This window comes from Rhodococcus sp. NPDC058532, assembly GCF_042719255.1.
GTDB lineage: Bacteria > Actinomycetota > Actinomycetes > Mycobacteriales > Mycobacteriaceae > Rhodococcus_G.
This window is the reverse complement of sequence record NZ_JBHXNU010000002.1, coordinates 354,740-371,001: the sequence shown is the minus strand read 5'-3', so window position 1 is coordinate 371,001 and position 16,262 is coordinate 354,740. Positions and strand designations below refer to the sequence as shown.

Below are 16,262 nucleotides of genomic sequence, written 5' to 3'. Positions count from 1 at the left end.
GGTACGAGGGTGGTACGAAGGTCAGTGACCCATGCCCATGCCGCCGTCGACGGGGATCACCGCGCCGGAGACGTAGGCGGAGTCCTCGGACGCGAGGAAGGACACGACCGCGGCGACATCCTCGGGCTTGCCGAGCCGCTGCAGCGGAATGAACTTCTGCGCCATCTCCTTCGTGTCGGCGGGCAGATCCGCGGTCATGTCCGTCTCAATGAAGCCGGGGGCGACGACGTTCGCGGTGATCGACCGCGACCCGAGCTCCCGCGTCACCGACCGCGCGAGACCGACGACACCGGCCTTCGATGCGGCGTAGTTGATCTGCCCGGCCTGGCCGGCGAGACCGACGACGGAGCCGAGGAAGATCATCCGGCCCCAGCGTCCCCGCAGCATCGCCCGGTTGGCACGCTTCGCGCAGCGGAAGGCGCCGGTCAGGTTCGCGTCGAGGACGTTCGTGAACTGCTCCTCGGTCATCCGCATCAGCAGGGTGTCATCGGTGATGCCCGCGTTCGCGACCAGCACCTCGACCGGGCCCTGATGCGCCTCGACCTCACCGAACGCCCGGTCCACCGAGTCGGTGTCGGTGACGTCGCACTGCACACCGAACAGGCCGTCGGGTGCGCCGGAGCCGCGGTGGGTGACCGCCACCTTGTGACCGTCCGCGGCGAGACGCTGGGCCACCGCGAGGCCGATGCCCCGGTTGCCTCCGGTCACGAGCACGGAGCGGGACGGGGTGGACGCGTTCGACATTCGATCAACCTATCTGTTGTGTTCCGGCTGTTCCGATTCGGTGGCAGCTTATTCGTGGAGTCGGGTCAGTGTGTGCTTTGGCGGAGCCGGGTCAGTGTGCTTTGGCGGAGCCGGGTCAGTGTGCTTTGGCGGAGCCGGGTCAGTGTGACAGTCCGGCCACGGTCACGGCAGCCGTTGGCGCAGAACCAGGGCCGAACCCAACCCGGCCGCGGTGGCGAGGACACCGAGCACCAGCCACACGCGGCTCGCGTCGCCCCGGACGGTCTCGAAGCCGATCTGCTCCTCGAGGGTGTCGTACACCCGCTTCAGCTCCTCGAGGCTGGACGCGGTGAAGAAGGTGCCGCCGGACAGGTTCGCGATCTCCCGCAGCGACGGATCGTCCACCGGGACGGCGATCCGTTCGTCGCCGATGTCGACGGTGCCGTAGGAGGTGCCGAACGAGATCGTCGAGATCGGCACGCCCGCCTCCTTCGCCTGCCGCGCCGCGGTGTACCCGCCGCGGGGCGCGTCGGGGCTGTCGGGCACGGTCTGCTTGCCGTCCGAGAGCAGCACGATCCGGGCGGGCGGCACCTGGTCGCCGCCGCCGAGGACCGCACCGAGGGTCTCGATGGACTGCAGCGAGGTGAAGATCGCCTCACCGGTCGCGGTGCGCTCGGCGAGGGTGAGGTGGTCGATCGCCGCCTTCGTCTCGTCCCGGTTGATGGTCGGCGACACCAGCACGGACGCGGTGCCCGCGAACGCGACCAGCCCGAGGTTGATGCCCGGGGTCAGGCCGTCCGCGAACTGTTTCGCGGCCTCCTGTGCGGCGGCGAGCCGGGTCGGTTCGACGTCGGTGGACTTCATCGACAGCGACACGTCGATCACCAGGATCACGGTGGCCCGGTTGCGCGGCACCCGCTTGTCGGAGGTGGGTCCGGCGAGCGCCACCGTCAGCAGCATCAGGCCGACCAGGACGAGGGCGGTCGGCAGGTGCCGCCACCGTCCGGGGCGGGCAGGTGCAACCTTCTCGAGCATCTCGAGGTTCGAGAACCTGAGCAGGTTGCGTTGCCGCTTCCGTTGCGCGAGAACATATCCGGCGGCCAGCGCCGCGACGACGAGCAGGAACGCGAGCCACAGCGGTGACGCGAACTGGGAGAAACTCACGGTCGGGTCACTCGATTCACCCGGGAACCATAACTGTGGCGGCGCGCGGCGACGAAGCGAACCACGTCGGCGATCCAGTCCCGATCGGTGCGCAACCCCAGCACCGGCGCGCCGCAGCGGCGCAGCGTCTGCTCCACCTGGTCGCGGTGCGCCTGCGCCGCCGCCGCAAAGTCGGCCCGCAGTTGCGGCGTTGTGGTGAACTCGCGGGTCCGTCCGGTCTCCGGGTCGTGCAGCACCACCTCGCCGAGGTCCGGCAGTTCCAGGTCCCGTGGGTCGAGCACCTCGATGCCGAGCAGGTCGTGCCTGCCGGAAACGGCGCGCAGCGAGCGTTCCCAGTCGAGGGGGCCGAGGAAGTCACTGATCACCACCGCGAGGCCGCGGCGGCGTTGCGGCCTGCGGAGCGCCTCGATCGCGCCGGTGAGGTCGCCGCGGACCCCGTCCGGCGCGTGCGGGGTGGTGGCGATGGTCCGCAGCATGGCCTGCGCGTGCAGGCGGCCGCCGCGGGCCGGGATCCGGACGGTGTGGTGGCCGGTCGCGACGATCGCCCCGATTCGGTTGCCACCACCGCTGGTCAGGTGCGCGACGGCCGCCGCAGCCGCGACCGCGAGGTCCCGCTTCTCCGCACCGGCGGTGCCGAAGTCCAGGCTGGCGGACAGGTCCACCACCAGCCAGGTTTCCAGTTCGCGGTCGGCGACGGACTGCCGCACGTGCGGGTGCGTGGTGCGGGCGGTGACCGACCAGTCCATCTGCCGGACGTCGTCGCCCGGCTGGTACGGCCGCGCGTCGCCGGGTTCGGTGCCGGGGCCGGGGATCAGGCCGAGGTGCTCGCCGTGCAGGACGCCGTCGAGCCTGCGCCGGACGGTCAGCTCGAGGGTGCGCAGCGCCGCCGCGAGTTCGGGGTCCCGCAGTTCGCCGGAGCGCAGCGACGGCGGTGCCCCGTGCCCGGCACCCGACTGCGGTGCCGCGGGCCCGGTGGGTGAGGCGGCTCCGGTCACCGCGGCGCGCCGCCGACCGGGGCTGTCGGCGCCTGCGGTTGGACGGGGACCGGCGGGACCGGCTGCGCCGCCACCTGCGGCAGGCCGACGGTCTGCAGGACCCGGGTGATCACGTCGTCGGGGCTGACCTCGTCGGCGAGGGCGTCGTAGGACAGCACGAGGCGGTGGCGCAGCACGTCGGGGACGACGTCGAGGATGTCCTGCGGGATCACGTAGTCGCGGCCGCGCAGCATCGCCAGCGCCCGGCACGCGGAGATGATCCCGAGCGTTGCGCGCGGTGATGCACCGTAGGAGATCCAGCTTGCGACGTCGGACAGCCCGAACGCGTCGGGGGTGCGGGTCGCGGCGATGACCCGGACGACGTAGTCGACGAGCGCGTGGTGGACGAACACCCCGGCCGCGGTCTTCTGCAGCCGGATCAGGTCGTCCGGGCCGAGCACCTGACGCGGCTCGGGGGCGGCGACCCCCATCCGGTAGACGATCTCGCGCTCCTCCTCGACCGACGGGTAGTCGACGAGGACCTTGAACAGAAACCGGTCGCGTTGTGCCTCCGGCAGCGGGTAGACGCCCTCGTTCTCGATCGGGTTCTGCGTCGCCATCACCAGGAACGGCTCCGGCATCGGGAACGTCTTGCCGCCGATCGTGACGTGTCGTTCCGCCATCACCTCGAGCAACGCGGACTGCACCTTCGCCGGCGCCCGGTTGATCTCGTCGGCGAGCAGGAAGTTCGCGACGACGGGCCCGAGCTCGATGTCGAACTGCTCGCGGCCCTGGCGGTAGATCCGGGTACCGACGAGGTCGGTTGGCACCAGGTCGGGGGTGAACTGGACGCGGGAAAAGGACCCACCGACCACGGTCGCGAACGTCTCGACGGCGAGCGTCTTTGCGACACCGGGCACGCCCTCGAGGAGGACGTGTCCCTTCGCGAGCAGCCCGACGAGGATCCGTTCAACGAGCCGGTCCTGGCCGACGATGACCCGCTTAACCTCGTAGATCACCTGCTCGAGCAACTGTGCGTCGTCCCGGATCCCGGATGCCGTCCCCGCGGGGCCGTTCCGCGTCGCGTCCCCAGCCGGAACCGGGTTCCCGTTCGTCGCCGCGCCGCCGTCCGCGTCCTGTGACGTCACCAACTGTCCTCCGCTTTCCACTCCCCGGACCCGACGCGGTTCGCCGGGTCAGGACACCATCCGGACCACATACGGGGTCATGCCGTCCCAGCGCAGCGGCGACACCTTCACGAATGATCCCGACTGCGGAGCTTCGAGCATCTCCCCGTTGCCAAGGTACAGCCCGACATGCTGGCTGGCATTGGGCCCGTAGAACACCATGTCACCGCGTTTCATCTGCGATGTCGGCACCTGCTCGCCCGCGGTGTACTGGTATCCGGTGTAGTGCGGCAATGAGATCCCGATGCCGGCGAACGCATAGATCATCAGCCCGGAGCAGTCGAATCCGACCTTGTTGAAGTCGCCGTAGCTGTCGGCGACGCCGCCGTCGCGGATACCGAGCGTCGGGCCGTTCGCGTCGCCGCCGCCCCACGCGTAGGGAACACCGAGCTGGGACATCGCGCGGTCGATCACGGTTTCGATCGCGGCGCTTCCGGTGACCGAGGGGGTCGGCTTCGGCTTCGGTGTCGTGGACGTCGGCGGTGTGGCTGCCGTGCCGTCGCCCTCGGTGGAGTCCGACGTGTCCGAGTCGGTGCCATCGGTGCCATCGGCGCCCCCGGATTCGGTGCCGTCCGGGTCGGTGCCGTCCGGGTCGGTGCCGCCGGTGCCGCCGGACTCGTCTCCCCCGGACTCGTCTCCCCCGGACTCGGTGCCGTCGGGTTCGGCGGCACCGGATTCATCGCCTCCGGTTCCGGTGTCGTCGTCGGGTCTCGACCACGACGGCAGTTCGGCCGGATCGTCCTCGATCTGGGTATGGCTGCGCTGCCCCTCGGCCAGCGCGTTGGCCCGGTCCCGCGCCGCCTGGTCCGCTGCGACCCGCGCAGCAGCCTTGGCCGCCGCCTCCCTGGCCGCCTGCGCCGCCGCGGCGGCAGCGGCCTGCTCCGCTGCCCTCTGCCGGTCCCAGTTGACAAAGGCCTGGCGTTGGCTCTGCAGGCCGGAGACGTTGTCACGCGCGGCGGCGAGTTTGGCTTCGGCGGCCGCCTTCTCCGCCTCGATCGCCGCCTTCTTCTCCGCCTCGGCCGCGAGCGCGGCGCGGGCCACCGCGATCGCGTTCTCGGCGTCCGCCTTGCGTGACTCGGCCGCCGACGCGGCGGCGTCGGCGCGCTGCTTCGCCTCGCGGGCCGCGGAGTTCTTGTTCGCCTCGGCGGTGCGGGCCCGCTGCAAACCGTCGAGCACCGCGTCCTTCTTGGTGGCGAGGACCCGCAGCAGCTGCGCCCGATCGAGGATGTCGCCCGGCCCCGTTGACCCGATGAACGAGGCGAGCGAGGCGACGCCGGTGCCCTGCCGGTAGGTGTTGGCGGCGAACTCGTCGAACCGCACCTGGGCCGCCGTGATCTGGTCTCCCGCGTCCCGGAGCGCCTGCAGTGTTGTCCCAACCGCGTCCGCCGCCGCCCCTGCCGCATCCCGCGCGTTCTGCAGGTCGACGAGCGCCCGGTTGACGTCCTCCCGTTTGATCGCGACCGCATCGTCGAGGGCCCGCAACTGTTGGTCGGCGCCCGCCACCTGGCCGATCAGCGCACCGACCTGACCGACGCGGGCCGCGACGTCGGAGTCGGCCTGCTGCAGCTGGCCGTCGCTCGGGTTGGGTGGTGGCGGCGGAACCGCTTCGGCGAGCCCCGCGCTGCCCGCGAGCAGTGACGCGGCGATGCCGAACCCGACGAGCATCTGCGCGCCACGAGTTCGTCCGGCTGCGTGTGCGCGGCGGCGGCCGCCGCTGAGTGCCCCTCGACTCGCTGTCGTCCGACTCACTGTCGTCTCCCTCGGTTCGGGACCGTCCGGGGAAGACCCGCCCCGCCCGCAGGCCGGTACGCCAGCGAACACCGACGGGCAGGCGTCACTCTCGTGGCTACCGCGCCCACAGTGACACTTCTTCCCCAAAAAGCGCCAATGGCACCGTACGACACTTCGCGCACTGGCGAAACTTCAGTCACAAACGACACAGGGGTAATTACACCGCACACAGGTGCCGTGTCCTGGAACGAATCGCCCGCGGCACGACACAGAGTCGCAGCGGGCGGTCGTCAGCGAGCGTCGGAACGAATGCCGTTCAGCGCGACCGGCGTTCGGCGTCGAGGCGGCGTGTCCGGAGCAACCAGGTGGCGGCAGCGCCGCCCCCGACGACCAGCACGAGGCCGATCGTGATTAGCCCGTACGGGGCGTCCGGGCGGATCACCTCGTCGAGGAACTGGTTGGCGGAGTCGACGGCCTTGCCGGTGTACGCGTGGTCCTGCGCGTCCTCGATCGTCACCCGCGCGAGCGAATCACTGTAGGTGCCCACCCAATTCGGGCTCAGCACCAGCACGGTCCCGCCGTCCTCGGTGCCAATCTCGGTCGCGATGTCCCGGAGTTGCTCATCCCTGCCGGGATTGCGGTCCAGCACGACGATGCGCAGGGTCAGGTCGTGCTCACCCGCGCGCGCGACCACGTCCTGCAGTTCGGCAACGTCCGCGGACGGTGCGGACACACCGTCGTCCGACAGATCGGCGCGGATGGTGTCGATGTCGACACCGGGCGGGATGTCGGCGGGGGCCGGAAGGAACGCGACGGTATGGGCGGCAGGCATCTCTCATCCGGGTGTGTCGTGGTGGCGGTGCGGTGACGAGACCGCCCCCGCACCTTACGGGACCGCGGCCGCCCTGGGCGCCTGCGGCGCACCACACGCGACCACTCACCGTGATGGCGCCGGGACCGTCCGGCCCGTTTGCGGTCACCGGGCAGACGGACGAGGATCACCGATGCGCGACCCGCACACCGTGCGGATGCCGCAGATTTCACAGGACAAGCGTACTGTTAGAGTCACTGCGAGGTACTTCGGCGCGACCTACCGGGTCGGTCTCGACACAGTCGACCACATGGCAGCTTCCGGTCATGACACCTGACTGGTCGCCGCGACGAGCCTCGCTTGCCGTCGGCACAGCCCCGTCGACGGCGAACCTCAATGACGAGTGGAGCTGACGTGAGCACCAGTATTGATTCGTTCGGCGCCAAGGGGACGCTGGAGGTCGGACAGAACTCCTACGAGATCTTCCGCCTGAACGCCGTTCCCGGCACCGAGAAGCTGCCCTACGCGCTGAAGGTTCTCGCCGAGAACCTGCTGCGCACCGAGGACGGCGCCAACATCACCGCCGACCACATCCGCGCGATCGCGAACTGGGATCCCTCGGCCGAGCCGAGCGTCGAGATCCAGTTCACCCCCGCCCGGGTGATCATGCAGGACTTCACCGGCGTTCCCTGCGTCGTCGACCTCGCCACCATGCGTGAGGCCGTCGCCACCCTCGGCGGCGACCCGAACAAGGTCAACCCGCTCTCGCCCGCCGACATGGTCATCGACCACTCGGTCATCCTCGACGTCTTCGGCCAGGCCGACGCTCTCGAGCGCAACGTCGACCTCGAGTACCAGCGCAACGGCGAGCGCTACCAGTTCCTGCGCTGGGGCCAGGGCGCGTTCGACGACTTCAAGGTCGTCCCCCCGGGCATGGGCATCGTGCACCAGGTCAACATCGAGTACCTGGCGCCGACCGTCATGACCCGTAATGGCCAGGCGTACCCCGATACCTGCGTCGGCACCGACTCGCACACCACGATGGTCAACGGCCTCGGCGTGCTCGGCTGGGGCGTCGGCGGCATCGAGGCCGAGGCCGCGATGCTCGGCCAGCCGGTCTCCATGCTGATCCCGCGCGTCGTCGGCTTCAAGCTGACCGGTGAGATCCAGCCGGGCGTCACCGCAACCGACGTCGTGCTCACCGTCACCGACATGCTCCGCAAGCACGGTGTGGTCGGCAAGTTCGTCGAGTTCTACGGCGCAGGCGTCGCCGAGGTGCCCCTCGCCAACCGCGCCACCCTCGGCAACATGAGCCCCGAGTTCGGTTCCACCGCAGCGATCTTCCCGATCGATGGCGAGACCATCAACTACCTGCGCCTGACCGGCCGCAGCGACGAGCAGCTCGCGCTCGTCGAGGCGTACGCCAAGGAGCAGGGCATGTGGCACGACGCCGCGAACGAGCCCGCCTACTCGGAGTACCTCGAGCTGGACCTCGGCACCGTCGTGCCGTCGATCGCCGGCCCGAAGCGCCCGCAGGACCGGATCCTGCTGTCCGACTCGAAGGCCGCGTTCCGGCGCGACATCAACACCTACGTCACCAACGGCGAGTCCGCGGCGCACTCCGCGCTGGACGAGGCCGTCGAGGAGTCCTTCCCGGCGTCCGATCCGGTCGAGCACTCCACCGCCAACGACGAGGCCGTCGTCCCGTCGGCAGCGAACGGTGCGACCGGTCGCCCGAGCAAGCCGGTGAAGGTGTCCTCCGACCGCGGCGAGTTCGTCCTCGACCACGGTGCGGTCGCGGTCGCGGGCATCACCTCCTGCACCAACACCTCGAACCCGTCGGTGATGATCGGCGCCGCGCTGCTCGCCCGCAACGCGGTCGAGAAGGGCCTGTCCTCCAAGCCGTGGGTCAAGACCAACATGGCTCCCGGCTCGCAGGTCGTCGCCGACTACTACGAGAAGGCCGGCCTGTGGCCGTACCTCGAGAAGCTCGGCTTCTACCTCGGCGGCTTCGGCTGCACCACCTGCATCGGCAACACCGGCCCGCTGCCGGAGGAGATCTCCAAGGCGGTCAACGACAACGACCTCGCGGTCACCGCGGTGCTGTCCGGCAACCGCAACTTCGAGGGACGCATCTCCCCCGACGTGAAGATGAACTACCTGGCGTCCCCGCCGCTGGTCATCGCGTACGCCATCGCCGGAACGATGGACTTCGACTTCGAGGTCGACGCGCTGGGCCAGGACACGGACGGCAACGACGTCTTCCTCAAGGACATCTGGCCGTCCGCGCAGGAGATCGACGACACCATCAAGGCCGCGATCAGCCAGGACATGTTCCGCAAGTCCTACGCCACCGTCTTCGCCGGTGACGAGCGCTGGCAGAACCTGGCCACCCCGGAGGGCGACACCTTCGCGTGGGACGACAAGTCGACCTACGTCCGCAAGGCGCCGTACTTCGACGGCATGGCGATGGAGACCACCCCGGTCAGCGACATCACGGGTGCGCGGGTGCTGGCACTGCTCGGCGACTCGGTCACCACCGACCACATCAGCCCGGCAGGCCCGATCAAGCCCGGCACCCCGGCCGCGCAGTACCTCGACGCCAACGGTGTCGAGCGCAAGGACTACAACTCGCTGGGCAGCCGTCGCGGCAACCACGAGGTGATGGTCCGCGGCACGTTCGCGAACATCCGCCTGCAGAACCAGCTGCTCGACGGCGTGTCCGGCGGCTACACCCGCGACTTCACCGTCGAGGGTGCGCCGCAGGCGTTCATCTACGACGCGTCGCAGAACTACCAGGCCGCGGGCATCCCGCTGGTCGTCCTCGGCGGCAAGGAGTACGGTTCCGGCTCCTCGCGTGACTGGGCGGCCAAGGGCACCCGCCTGCTCGGCGTGAAGGCCGTCATCACCGAGTCGTTCGAGCGGATCCACCGCTCCAACCTCATCGGCATGGGCGTCATCCCGCTGCAGTTCCCGGCGGGCGAGTCCGCCGCGAGCCTGGGCCTCGACGGCACCGAGACCTTCGACATCGCGGGCATCGAGAAGCTGAACGAGGGCGTCACCCCGAAGACGGTCAAGGTCACCGCGACCAAGACCGACGGCGCGAAGGTGGAGTTCGACGCGGTCGTCCGCATCGACACCCCCGGCGAGGCGGACTACTACCGCAACGACGGCATCCTGCAGTACGTGCTGCGCAACATGATCCGGGGCTAGTAGGCGCTACGCGCCTGTGCGCGTTTTCGGCCCCTAGGGGAGCACAAAGCGCTCACGACCACTTCGCTGGAAGGCGAGCGTGCGAGATCACGTGGTCGTGAGCGCTTTGTGCGTTGGCGAGGTATCTCGCGACGGCCGAAAACGCGCACAGGTGACCCGACGAAGGAGGGTTGCCTTGGCCGAAAACACGCACAGGCGACCGACGAAGGAGGAAGCCCGTGCCCAAGGTCAGTGACGACCATCTGGCTGCGCGCCGTCGGCAGATCCTCGACGGCGCCCGCCGCTGCTTCGCCGAGTACGGGTACGAGGGTGCGACCGTGCGCAGGCTCGAGGACGCCACCGGACTGTCGCGGGGCGCGATCTTCCACCATTTCAAGGACAAGGACGGCCTGTTCCTCGCCCTCGCGCAGCAGGACGCGACCCGGATGGCCGACGTCGCCGCCGAGGAGGGCCTGGTCCAGGTGATGCGGGACCTGCTCGCGAAACCGGACGAGTTCGACTGGCTCGCGACGCGGGTGGAGATCTCCCGGCGGCTACGGACCGACCCGGAGTTCGCCCGCGAATGGAGCGAACGCGGCGTCGAACTCACCGAGGCCACCGTCGCGCGGCTGGAACGGCAGAAGGAGGCGGGCCGGCTGCGCGACGATCTGCCCACCGATGTCCTGGTCGGCTACCTGGACCTGGTCCTCGACGGGCTGATCGCGCGCATCGCGTCCGGGCACGGCGGCGAGAACCTGTCCGCGGTACTCGATCTCGTGGAGGAATCGGTCCGGCGGCAGGAGTAAATGCCGCTCGCCTGCACACACCTTCTGCCGCATGCACAGCGCAAAATCGTGCGGCACGCACAGCGCAAAATCGTGCGGCACGCACAGGGGGAATCGGCGTCCAGAACCCGTGTGCGTCAGCGAGAAGGTGTGTGCACACGGGTGCTTGCCCGGCGACGTCAGGTGCCGTGGGTCGCACGGCGCCGGTTCGGGCCGCCGCGGCCGCGCAGTTCGACCCCCGCCTCGGTGAGCAGCGTCCGGACGAACCCGTAGGACCGGCCGGTCGCGTCGGCGAGGCTGCGGATGCTGGCGCCGCGCAGGTAGCGGTCGCGCAACTCGGTCTGTAGTGCGTCCCTGGCGCCGCCGGACACCCGCACCCCCTTGCGCACCGACGCGAGCTCCGCCATCACCGACCTCCGACTGTGATCCCAGTCACTTCTCGATGGTCAGGCTAGTACAGATCCGGCGCCCGCTCCCGGCGCGGCCGCCGGTGCACACCCCCACTGCAGCACCCGCAGGGACGCTGCACGCCCAACACCGGTGCGCGTGCCCGAAGAGGTGTGTGCACACAGGCCTTCCCGGTGTGGACGGCGGGAACCCCGGTGCACACCGGCGCTGCAGCACGCGCAGGGATGCTGCACGCCCAACACCGGTGTGCGTGCCCGAAGAGGTGTGTGCACAGGGCCCTCGCGCGCCGGACCGGGCCGGGCGGCGCTCGCTCAGGCCAGGGTGATCAGGCCAGGGTGATCAGGTCCAGGTACTCCTGCGACCAGTGGTCCTCGGTGCCGTCCGGCAGCAGGATCACCCGCTCCGGGTTCAGCGCCTCCGCGGCACCCGGATCGTGGGTGACCAGCACGACCGCGCCGGTGTAGCTGCGCAGCGCCTCCAGGACCTGCTCGCGGGAGATCGGATCCAGGTTGTTGGTCGGCTCGTCGAGGAGCAGCACGTTCGCCGCCGAGGACACCAGACCGGCCAGCGCGAGCCGGGTCTTCTCGCCGCCGGACAGGGTGCCCGCGGGCTGGTCGAGCTGCGGGCCGGTGAACATGAACGCGCCGAGCAGCCCGCGCAGGTCCTGCTCCCCCGCGTCCGGCGCGGCGTGCCGAATGTTCTCCCACACCGACGCCTGATCGTCGAGGGTGTCGTGCTCCTGCGCGAAGTAGCCGGTCTTGAGACCGTGCCCCGGCACCAGTTCGCCGAGATCCGGCTTCTCCGCGCCGGCGAGCAGCCGCAGCAGCGTCGTCTTGCCCGCGCCGTTGAGGCCGAGGATCACCACGCGGGAACCGCGGTCGATCGCGAGGTCGACACCGGTGAAGATCTCCAGGGACCCGTACACCTTGGTCAGGTCCTTCGCCATCAGCGGCGTCTTGCCGCACGGCGCAGGCTCCGGGAACCGGATGTGCGCCACCTTGTCGGCGACCCGGACGTCGTCGAGCTCCGCGATCAGCTTGTCGGCCCGCTTGGCCATGTTCTGCGCGGCCGTCGCCTTCGTGGCCTTCGCGCCGAGCTTGGCCGCCTGCTGCCGCAGCGCGGACGCCTTCTTCTCGGCGTTGGCGCGTTCGCGGCGGCGGCGCTGCTCGTCGGTGGCACGGGCGTCGAGGTACTTCTTCCAACCCATGTTGTAGATGTCGGCCTCACCGCGGACGGCGTCGAGGAACCACACCTTGTTGACGACGTCGTCGAGCAGGTCGACGTCGTGACTGATCACGATCAGGCCGCCGTCGTGGTTCTGCAGGAACCCGCGCAGCCAGGTGATCGAGTCGGCGTCGAGGTGGTTGGTCGGCTCGTCGAGCAGCAGCGTCGTGTTCGACTTGCCACCGGAGCCGTCGGACGCCGCGAACAGGATCCGGGCCAGCTCGACGCGGCGACGCTGACCACCGGACAGGGTGCGCAGCTGCTGACCAAGCACCCGGTCCGGCAGCCCGAGGCTGTGGCAGATCCGGGCGGCCTCGGACTCGGCGACGTACCCGCCGAGCGCGGAGAACCGGTCCTCGAGATTGCCGAACTTGCGGACCGCCTTGTCGCGTTCGGCGTCGTCGGCCGCCTCGGCCATGATCGCCTGCTGCTTCTCCATGTTGCGGATGATCTCGTCGAGTCCGCGGGCGGACAGCACGCGGTCCTTCGCGAGGACGTCGAGGTTGCCCTCCTTCGGGTCCTGCGGCAGGTAACCGAGATCGCCGCTGCGGACGACCACGCCCGCGTACGGCTCCCCCTCCCCGGCGAGGATGCGCAGCGTGGTGGTCTTGCCCGCGCCGTTGCGGCCGACCAGCCCGATCCGGTCACCCGCCTGCACGCGCAGCGCCGATCCCGGCGCCGAGAGCAGGGTCCGGACGCCCGCACGAACTTCCAGGTCGGTGGCGGTGATCACGCGCGAACTCCTCGGGGCACTTCAGACGGATTGACGGCGGGACGCCGCCACGGGCGGTGTCGCGGGCGCACGATGCCAGTCGCGGGCGCACGAAGCCACCAGTCTACCGGTCCGGCGCGGGGGTGACCGCATCGGTGACGGCGGCGACGCGACGGGACCGCGTGCCAAGCTACCGGGGTGACTGTCCCCGACCTCCTAGTCCTCGGCCTTGGTCCGGCGGGCCGCGCCCTCGCGCATCGCGCCGCGGCGGCCGGGCTTGGCGTGGTGGCCGTCGACCCGGCGCCGGACCGGCCGTGGACGCCGACCTACGGCGCGTGGGCGGACGAGTTGCCGCGCTGGCTCGACCCCGATGTCGTCGCAACGCGGGTGCCGCGGCCGACCGTCTGGGCGGGCGGTCGGCACCGCATCGACCGCGAGTACGTCGTGCTCGACAATGGCGCGCTGGTTGCCGCGCTCGACCTCGGCGCGGTGCGGGTGCTGCGGGGCCGCGCCGCCCGCGCCGACGCCGCCGGCGTCACCCTCGCCGACGGCACCCGCGTCGCCGCCCGCGCCGTCGTCGACGCGCGTGGTGTGCGCCGGGCGCCGGGGTTGGCGGAGCAGACGGCGTACGGGATCGTCGTGTCGGGTGCGGTGGCGCGGCCCGCGCTCGGCGGCGCGGACGCCCTGTTCATGGACTGGCGCGGCGACAACGGCGCCGCCGACGGCGCGCCACCGTCGTTCCTGTACGCGGTGCCGCTCGGCAGCGACCGGGTCCTGCTCGAGGAGACCTGCCTGGTCGGCCGCCCCGCGCTGCCGCTGCCCGTGCTGCGGACGCGGCTGCGCACCCGGCTCGCGGCGCGCGGCGTCACCGCCGCCGACGACGCGCCGGTTGAGCGGGTCCGGTTTCCGGTGCACGCGCCGCGGCAGGACCTGTTCGGGTTCGGGTCCCGCGGCGGCCTCGCGCACCCCGGCACCGGGTACAGCGTCGCCGCGTCCCTCGCCTGCGCCGACGCCGTCGTGCACGCGCTGGTCACCGGGGGCGACCCGGCGGCGGCGGTGTGGCCCGCGCCCGCTCGCGCGGTGCGGGCGCTGCGCGGGATCGGACTGCGTGCCCTGCTCACGCTGCCACCCCAGCGGGTCCCCGCCTTTTTCGGGCAGTTCTTCGCGTTGCCGGTTGCCGCGCAGCGCGCCTACCTGTCGGACCGCGCCGACCCGGTTGCCGTCGCCGCCGCGATGTGGCGGCTGTTCACCGGCGCGCCGATGCCGGTGCGGCGCACACTGATCGGCGCCACATTTCCGCGGAGAGGACACCGATGAAGGTCGAGATCCAGCTGGACGCCGCCCCCACCGACGCGGCCCGTCGGGCGGTGGAGCTGGCCGGGACCGGGGCGGCGGGCCTGTTCACCTTCGAGGGACCGCACGACGTGTTCTTCCCGCTGGTGGCGGCCGCGCCGGTCGTCGACGCGGACCTGACCACGAACGTCGCGATCGCGTTGCCGCGCAGCCCGATGCACCTCGCGCACGCGGCGTGGGACCTGCAGGCGATGTCCGGGGGCCGGTTCCGGCTCGGGCTGGGATCGCAGATCCGGCCGCACATCGAGAAGCGCTACTCGGCGGCGTGGTCACGCCCCGCGGCCCGGATGCGGGAGATGGTGCTCGCGATCCGAGCCATCTTCGACGCGTGGGAGTCCGGGTCGCGCCTGGACTTTCGCGGCGAGTTCCACACCCACACGCTGATGCCGCCGACGTTCGTGCCCGGTCCGCTCCGGTCCGGGCCGCCGCCGATCCTGATGGGCGCCCTCGGCCCGGTGATGACCCGCACCGCGGCGGAGGTGGCGGATGGGCTGCTGGTGATGCCGTTCCACAGCGAGCAGCACTTCCGGCAGCGCACCCTGCCCGCCGTCGAGCTCGGCCTCGACCGCGCCGGACGGGACCGCGGCGAGTTCGAGGTCGTGCCGCAGGTGATCGTCGCGACCGGCCGCACCGACACCGAGCTCGCCGCGGCGACCACCGGGGTGCGGGCGCTGCTCGCGTTCTACGCGTCCACGCCCGCCTACCGTCCGGTGCTCGAGGTGGAGGGCTGGGCGGACCGGCAGGAACCGCTCAACGCGCTGTCCAAGCGGGGCGCGGTCGCGGAGATGGTGGCGTTGGTCGACGACGCGATGGTCGACACGCTCGCCGTCCGCGGCACCCCGGAGCAGTGCGCGGCCGAGATCGACCGCCGCTTCGGCGCCAACGCCGACCGGGTGTGCTGCTACTTCCCCGGCTACGACGTCGACCTCGCCCACGTGCGGGACCTGGTCGCCGCCCTCGGCGCGGTCCCTCAGCGCGGCGCCGCGAACTCGCCGAGGGTCTGACCGACCGCGTCGGGAACGCCGTCCAGCGCCCACAGCGCAAGCCCCACCGCGACGAGGGTGAGCAGCGGCCCGAGCAGCGCGCGTTCGAACGTGCCGCCCGCGCGGATCGACAGCCAGGACGGCAGCTGGAGTTCCCACCAGCGGCGCCCCCGCCACGGCAGCAACGGCGCAAGGAACGGCACCCCCTCCTTGGTGATGGCGTCGCCGAGGCAGTGCACCGCGCAGCCGAGCCCGACCGCGACCCCAAGCGCCCGCGACCCCACCTCGTCCGGATACCAGGTCCAGGTCAGTGCGGACAGGGTCCCGGCGACGAGGGTGACCGCGACCCAGCCGTTGCGTTTCGCCCATCCGCCCGCGAGCCCGCGGAGCGCAAGCCCGAGCGTCAGGAACAGGGTGCCGATGATCGCGGGCTGTCCGAACGCGACGATCAGCCAGGACACCAGGGCGCTGAGCGCGACCGCGAACAGCGCGGTGTGGGTGAGGGTGCGGTGCCCGCCCCGTCGCTTGGGGTCGCGCCTGCCGCGGGTGATGCGGTAGTACCCGACCGACACGCTGTCGACGCCCTTGGCGAGCGCCCAGCTGGCCGGGCCGAAGGAGCGGGCGACGGTCGACTGGGTGGTGTCGAGGTCCGGCAGCAGCGCCGCGCCAGCACACACCCCTGCGAAGGTGAACATCTCGGCGGTCGACGTCGGGCCGCCCCACTCGGAAGGGAGCACCTGGGCGGCAAGCAGGCCTGCGACGGCACCGGAGACGGCGTGGGTCGCACCCATCACCATGAGAGCATCATCACGTACGCGAAAACCCTTCGGACGACGGCGAACACGAGCACCACCCGAAGGAAGGCGCTCAGGACGGCCCGAATGTAGCAATCGACTCCGACACAAACGCCGCCTCGGGGGGGTGGGGGGCCGGCGGAGGGGGGGGAAGGGGGGTGGGGGGGGAATGCGAAAAAAAAAAAGGGGGAACAGACGAGGGTTTCTCGCGAGGTGCGCGA

13 protein-coding genes are annotated in these 16,262 nt (G+C 71.0%); 4 read left to right on the top strand and 9 right to left on the bottom strand.

From position 1 onward, the window contains the following. Window positions 1-21 precede the first annotated feature (21 nt). The 6 genes from fabG1 to ACFWQG_RS04415 form a co-directional block, all read right to left on the bottom strand. The gene (fabG1, locus tag ACFWQG_RS04440) at window positions 22-744 is read right to left on the bottom strand and encodes a 3-oxoacyl-ACP reductase FabG1 (RefSeq protein WP_378506369.1); all 723 of its coding nucleotides are present in this window, start codon (window positions 742-744) and stop codon (window positions 22-24) included. 162 nt (window positions 745-906) lie between these two features. After that, window positions 907-1,887, bottom strand: coding sequence for a VWA domain-containing protein (locus ACFWQG_RS04435; protein WP_378506368.1), 981 nt, complete (start codon window positions 1,885-1,887; stop codon window positions 907-909). Continuing rightward, on the bottom strand, window positions 1,884-2,882 hold the full coding sequence (locus ACFWQG_RS04430; protein ID WP_378506367.1) for a DUF58 domain-containing protein: 999 nt from the start codon (window positions 2,880-2,882) through the stop codon (window positions 1,884-1,886). The genes ACFWQG_RS04435 and ACFWQG_RS04430 overlap by 4 nt, the downstream gene beginning before the upstream one ends. Next, the gene (locus tag ACFWQG_RS04425) at window positions 2,879-4,012 is read right to left on the bottom strand and encodes an AAA family ATPase (RefSeq protein WP_378506366.1); all 1,134 of its coding nucleotides are present in this window, start codon (window positions 4,010-4,012) and stop codon (window positions 2,879-2,881) included. The genes ACFWQG_RS04430 and ACFWQG_RS04425 overlap by 4 nt, the downstream gene beginning before the upstream one ends. A 45-nt stretch (window positions 4,013-4,057) precedes the next feature. After that, entirely contained in the window at window positions 4,058-5,713 is a 1,656-nt protein-coding gene (locus ACFWQG_RS04420) for an NlpC/P60 family protein (protein ID WP_378506365.1), read from the bottom strand. 382 nt (window positions 5,714-6,095) lie between these two features. Next, window positions 6,096-6,611, bottom strand: coding sequence for a DUF6676 family protein (locus ACFWQG_RS04415; RefSeq protein WP_378506364.1), 516 nt, complete (start codon window positions 6,609-6,611; stop codon window positions 6,096-6,098). Between the two features lie 393 nt (window positions 6,612-7,004). On the opposite strand from ACFWQG_RS04415, the gene acnA reads away from it, so the two are divergent. Together acnA and ACFWQG_RS04405 are read left to right on the top strand one after the other, a co-directional pair. Beyond that, complete coding sequence (gene acnA, locus ACFWQG_RS04410) at window positions 7,005-9,803, top strand: aconitate hydratase AcnA (protein ID WP_378506363.1); 2,799 nt, start codon at window positions 7,005-7,007, stop codon at window positions 9,801-9,803. A gap of 218 nt (window positions 9,804-10,021) precedes the next feature. Continuing rightward, window positions 10,022-10,588: a TetR/AcrR family transcriptional regulator gene (locus tag ACFWQG_RS04405; protein ID WP_378506362.1), complete on the top strand. Its 567-nt coding sequence runs from the start codon at window positions 10,022-10,024 to the stop codon at window positions 10,586-10,588. A gap of 158 nt (window positions 10,589-10,746) precedes the next feature. Here the strand turns inward: ACFWQG_RS04405 and ACFWQG_RS04400 are convergent, their stop codons facing one another. Continuing rightward, on the bottom strand, window positions 10,747-10,974 hold the full coding sequence (locus ACFWQG_RS04400) for a helix-turn-helix domain-containing protein (RefSeq protein ID WP_378506361.1): 228 nt from the start codon (window positions 10,972-10,974) through the stop codon (window positions 10,747-10,749). A gap of 326 nt (window positions 10,975-11,300) precedes the next feature. Beyond that, entirely contained in the window at window positions 11,301-12,932 is a 1,632-nt protein-coding gene (locus ACFWQG_RS04395; protein ID WP_378506360.1) for an ABC-F family ATP-binding cassette domain-containing protein, read from the bottom strand. A gap of 177 nt (window positions 12,933-13,109) precedes the next feature. Here ACFWQG_RS04395 and ACFWQG_RS04390 point away from each other — a divergent pair, with 177 nt between their 5' ends. Both ACFWQG_RS04390 and ACFWQG_RS04385 read left to right on the top strand, forming a co-directional pair. Further along, complete coding sequence (locus ACFWQG_RS04390; protein WP_378506359.1) at window positions 13,110-14,228, top strand: lycopene cyclase family protein; 1,119 nt, start codon at window positions 13,110-13,112, stop codon at window positions 14,226-14,228. Beyond that, window positions 14,225-15,268, top strand: coding sequence for a TIGR03617 family F420-dependent LLM class oxidoreductase (locus ACFWQG_RS04385; protein ID WP_378506358.1), 1,044 nt, complete (start codon window positions 14,225-14,227; stop codon window positions 15,266-15,268). The genes ACFWQG_RS04390 and ACFWQG_RS04385 overlap by 4 nt, the downstream gene beginning before the upstream one ends. On the opposite strand, the gene ACFWQG_RS04380 is transcribed toward ACFWQG_RS04385, so the two are convergent. Continuing rightward, window positions 15,235-16,044, bottom strand: a complete 810-nt coding sequence (locus ACFWQG_RS04380) for a metal-dependent hydrolase (RefSeq protein WP_378506357.1) — start codon at window positions 16,042-16,044, stop codon at window positions 15,235-15,237. The genes ACFWQG_RS04385 and ACFWQG_RS04380 overlap by 34 nt on opposite strands. Window positions 16,045-16,262: the final 218 nt, after the last annotated feature.

Bases quoted from the DNA above. Each gene is read 5' to 3' on its own strand.
- ACFWQG_RS04400 (WP_378506361.1), bottom strand. From the start codon at position 10,974: ATGGCGGAGCTCGCGTCGGTGCGCAAGGGGGTGCGGGTGTCCGGCGGC.
- fabG1 (WP_378506369.1), bottom strand. From the start codon at position 744: ATGTCGAACGCGTCCACCCCGTCCCGCTCCGTGCTCGTGACCGGAGGC.
- ACFWQG_RS04415 (WP_378506364.1), bottom strand. From the start codon at position 6,611: ATGCCTGCCGCCCATACCGTCGCGTTCCTTCCGGCCCCCGCCGACATC.
- ACFWQG_RS04420 (WP_378506365.1), bottom strand. From the start codon at position 5,713: ATGCTCGTCGGGTTCGGCATCGCCGCGTCACTGCTCGCGGGCAGCGCG.
- ACFWQG_RS04385 (WP_378506358.1), top strand. From the start codon at position 14,225: ATGAAGGTCGAGATCCAGCTGGACGCCGCCCCCACCGACGCGGCCCGT.
- ACFWQG_RS04380 (WP_378506357.1), bottom strand. From the start codon at position 16,044: ATGGTGATGGGTGCGACCCACGCCGTCTCCGGTGCCGTCGCAGGCCTG.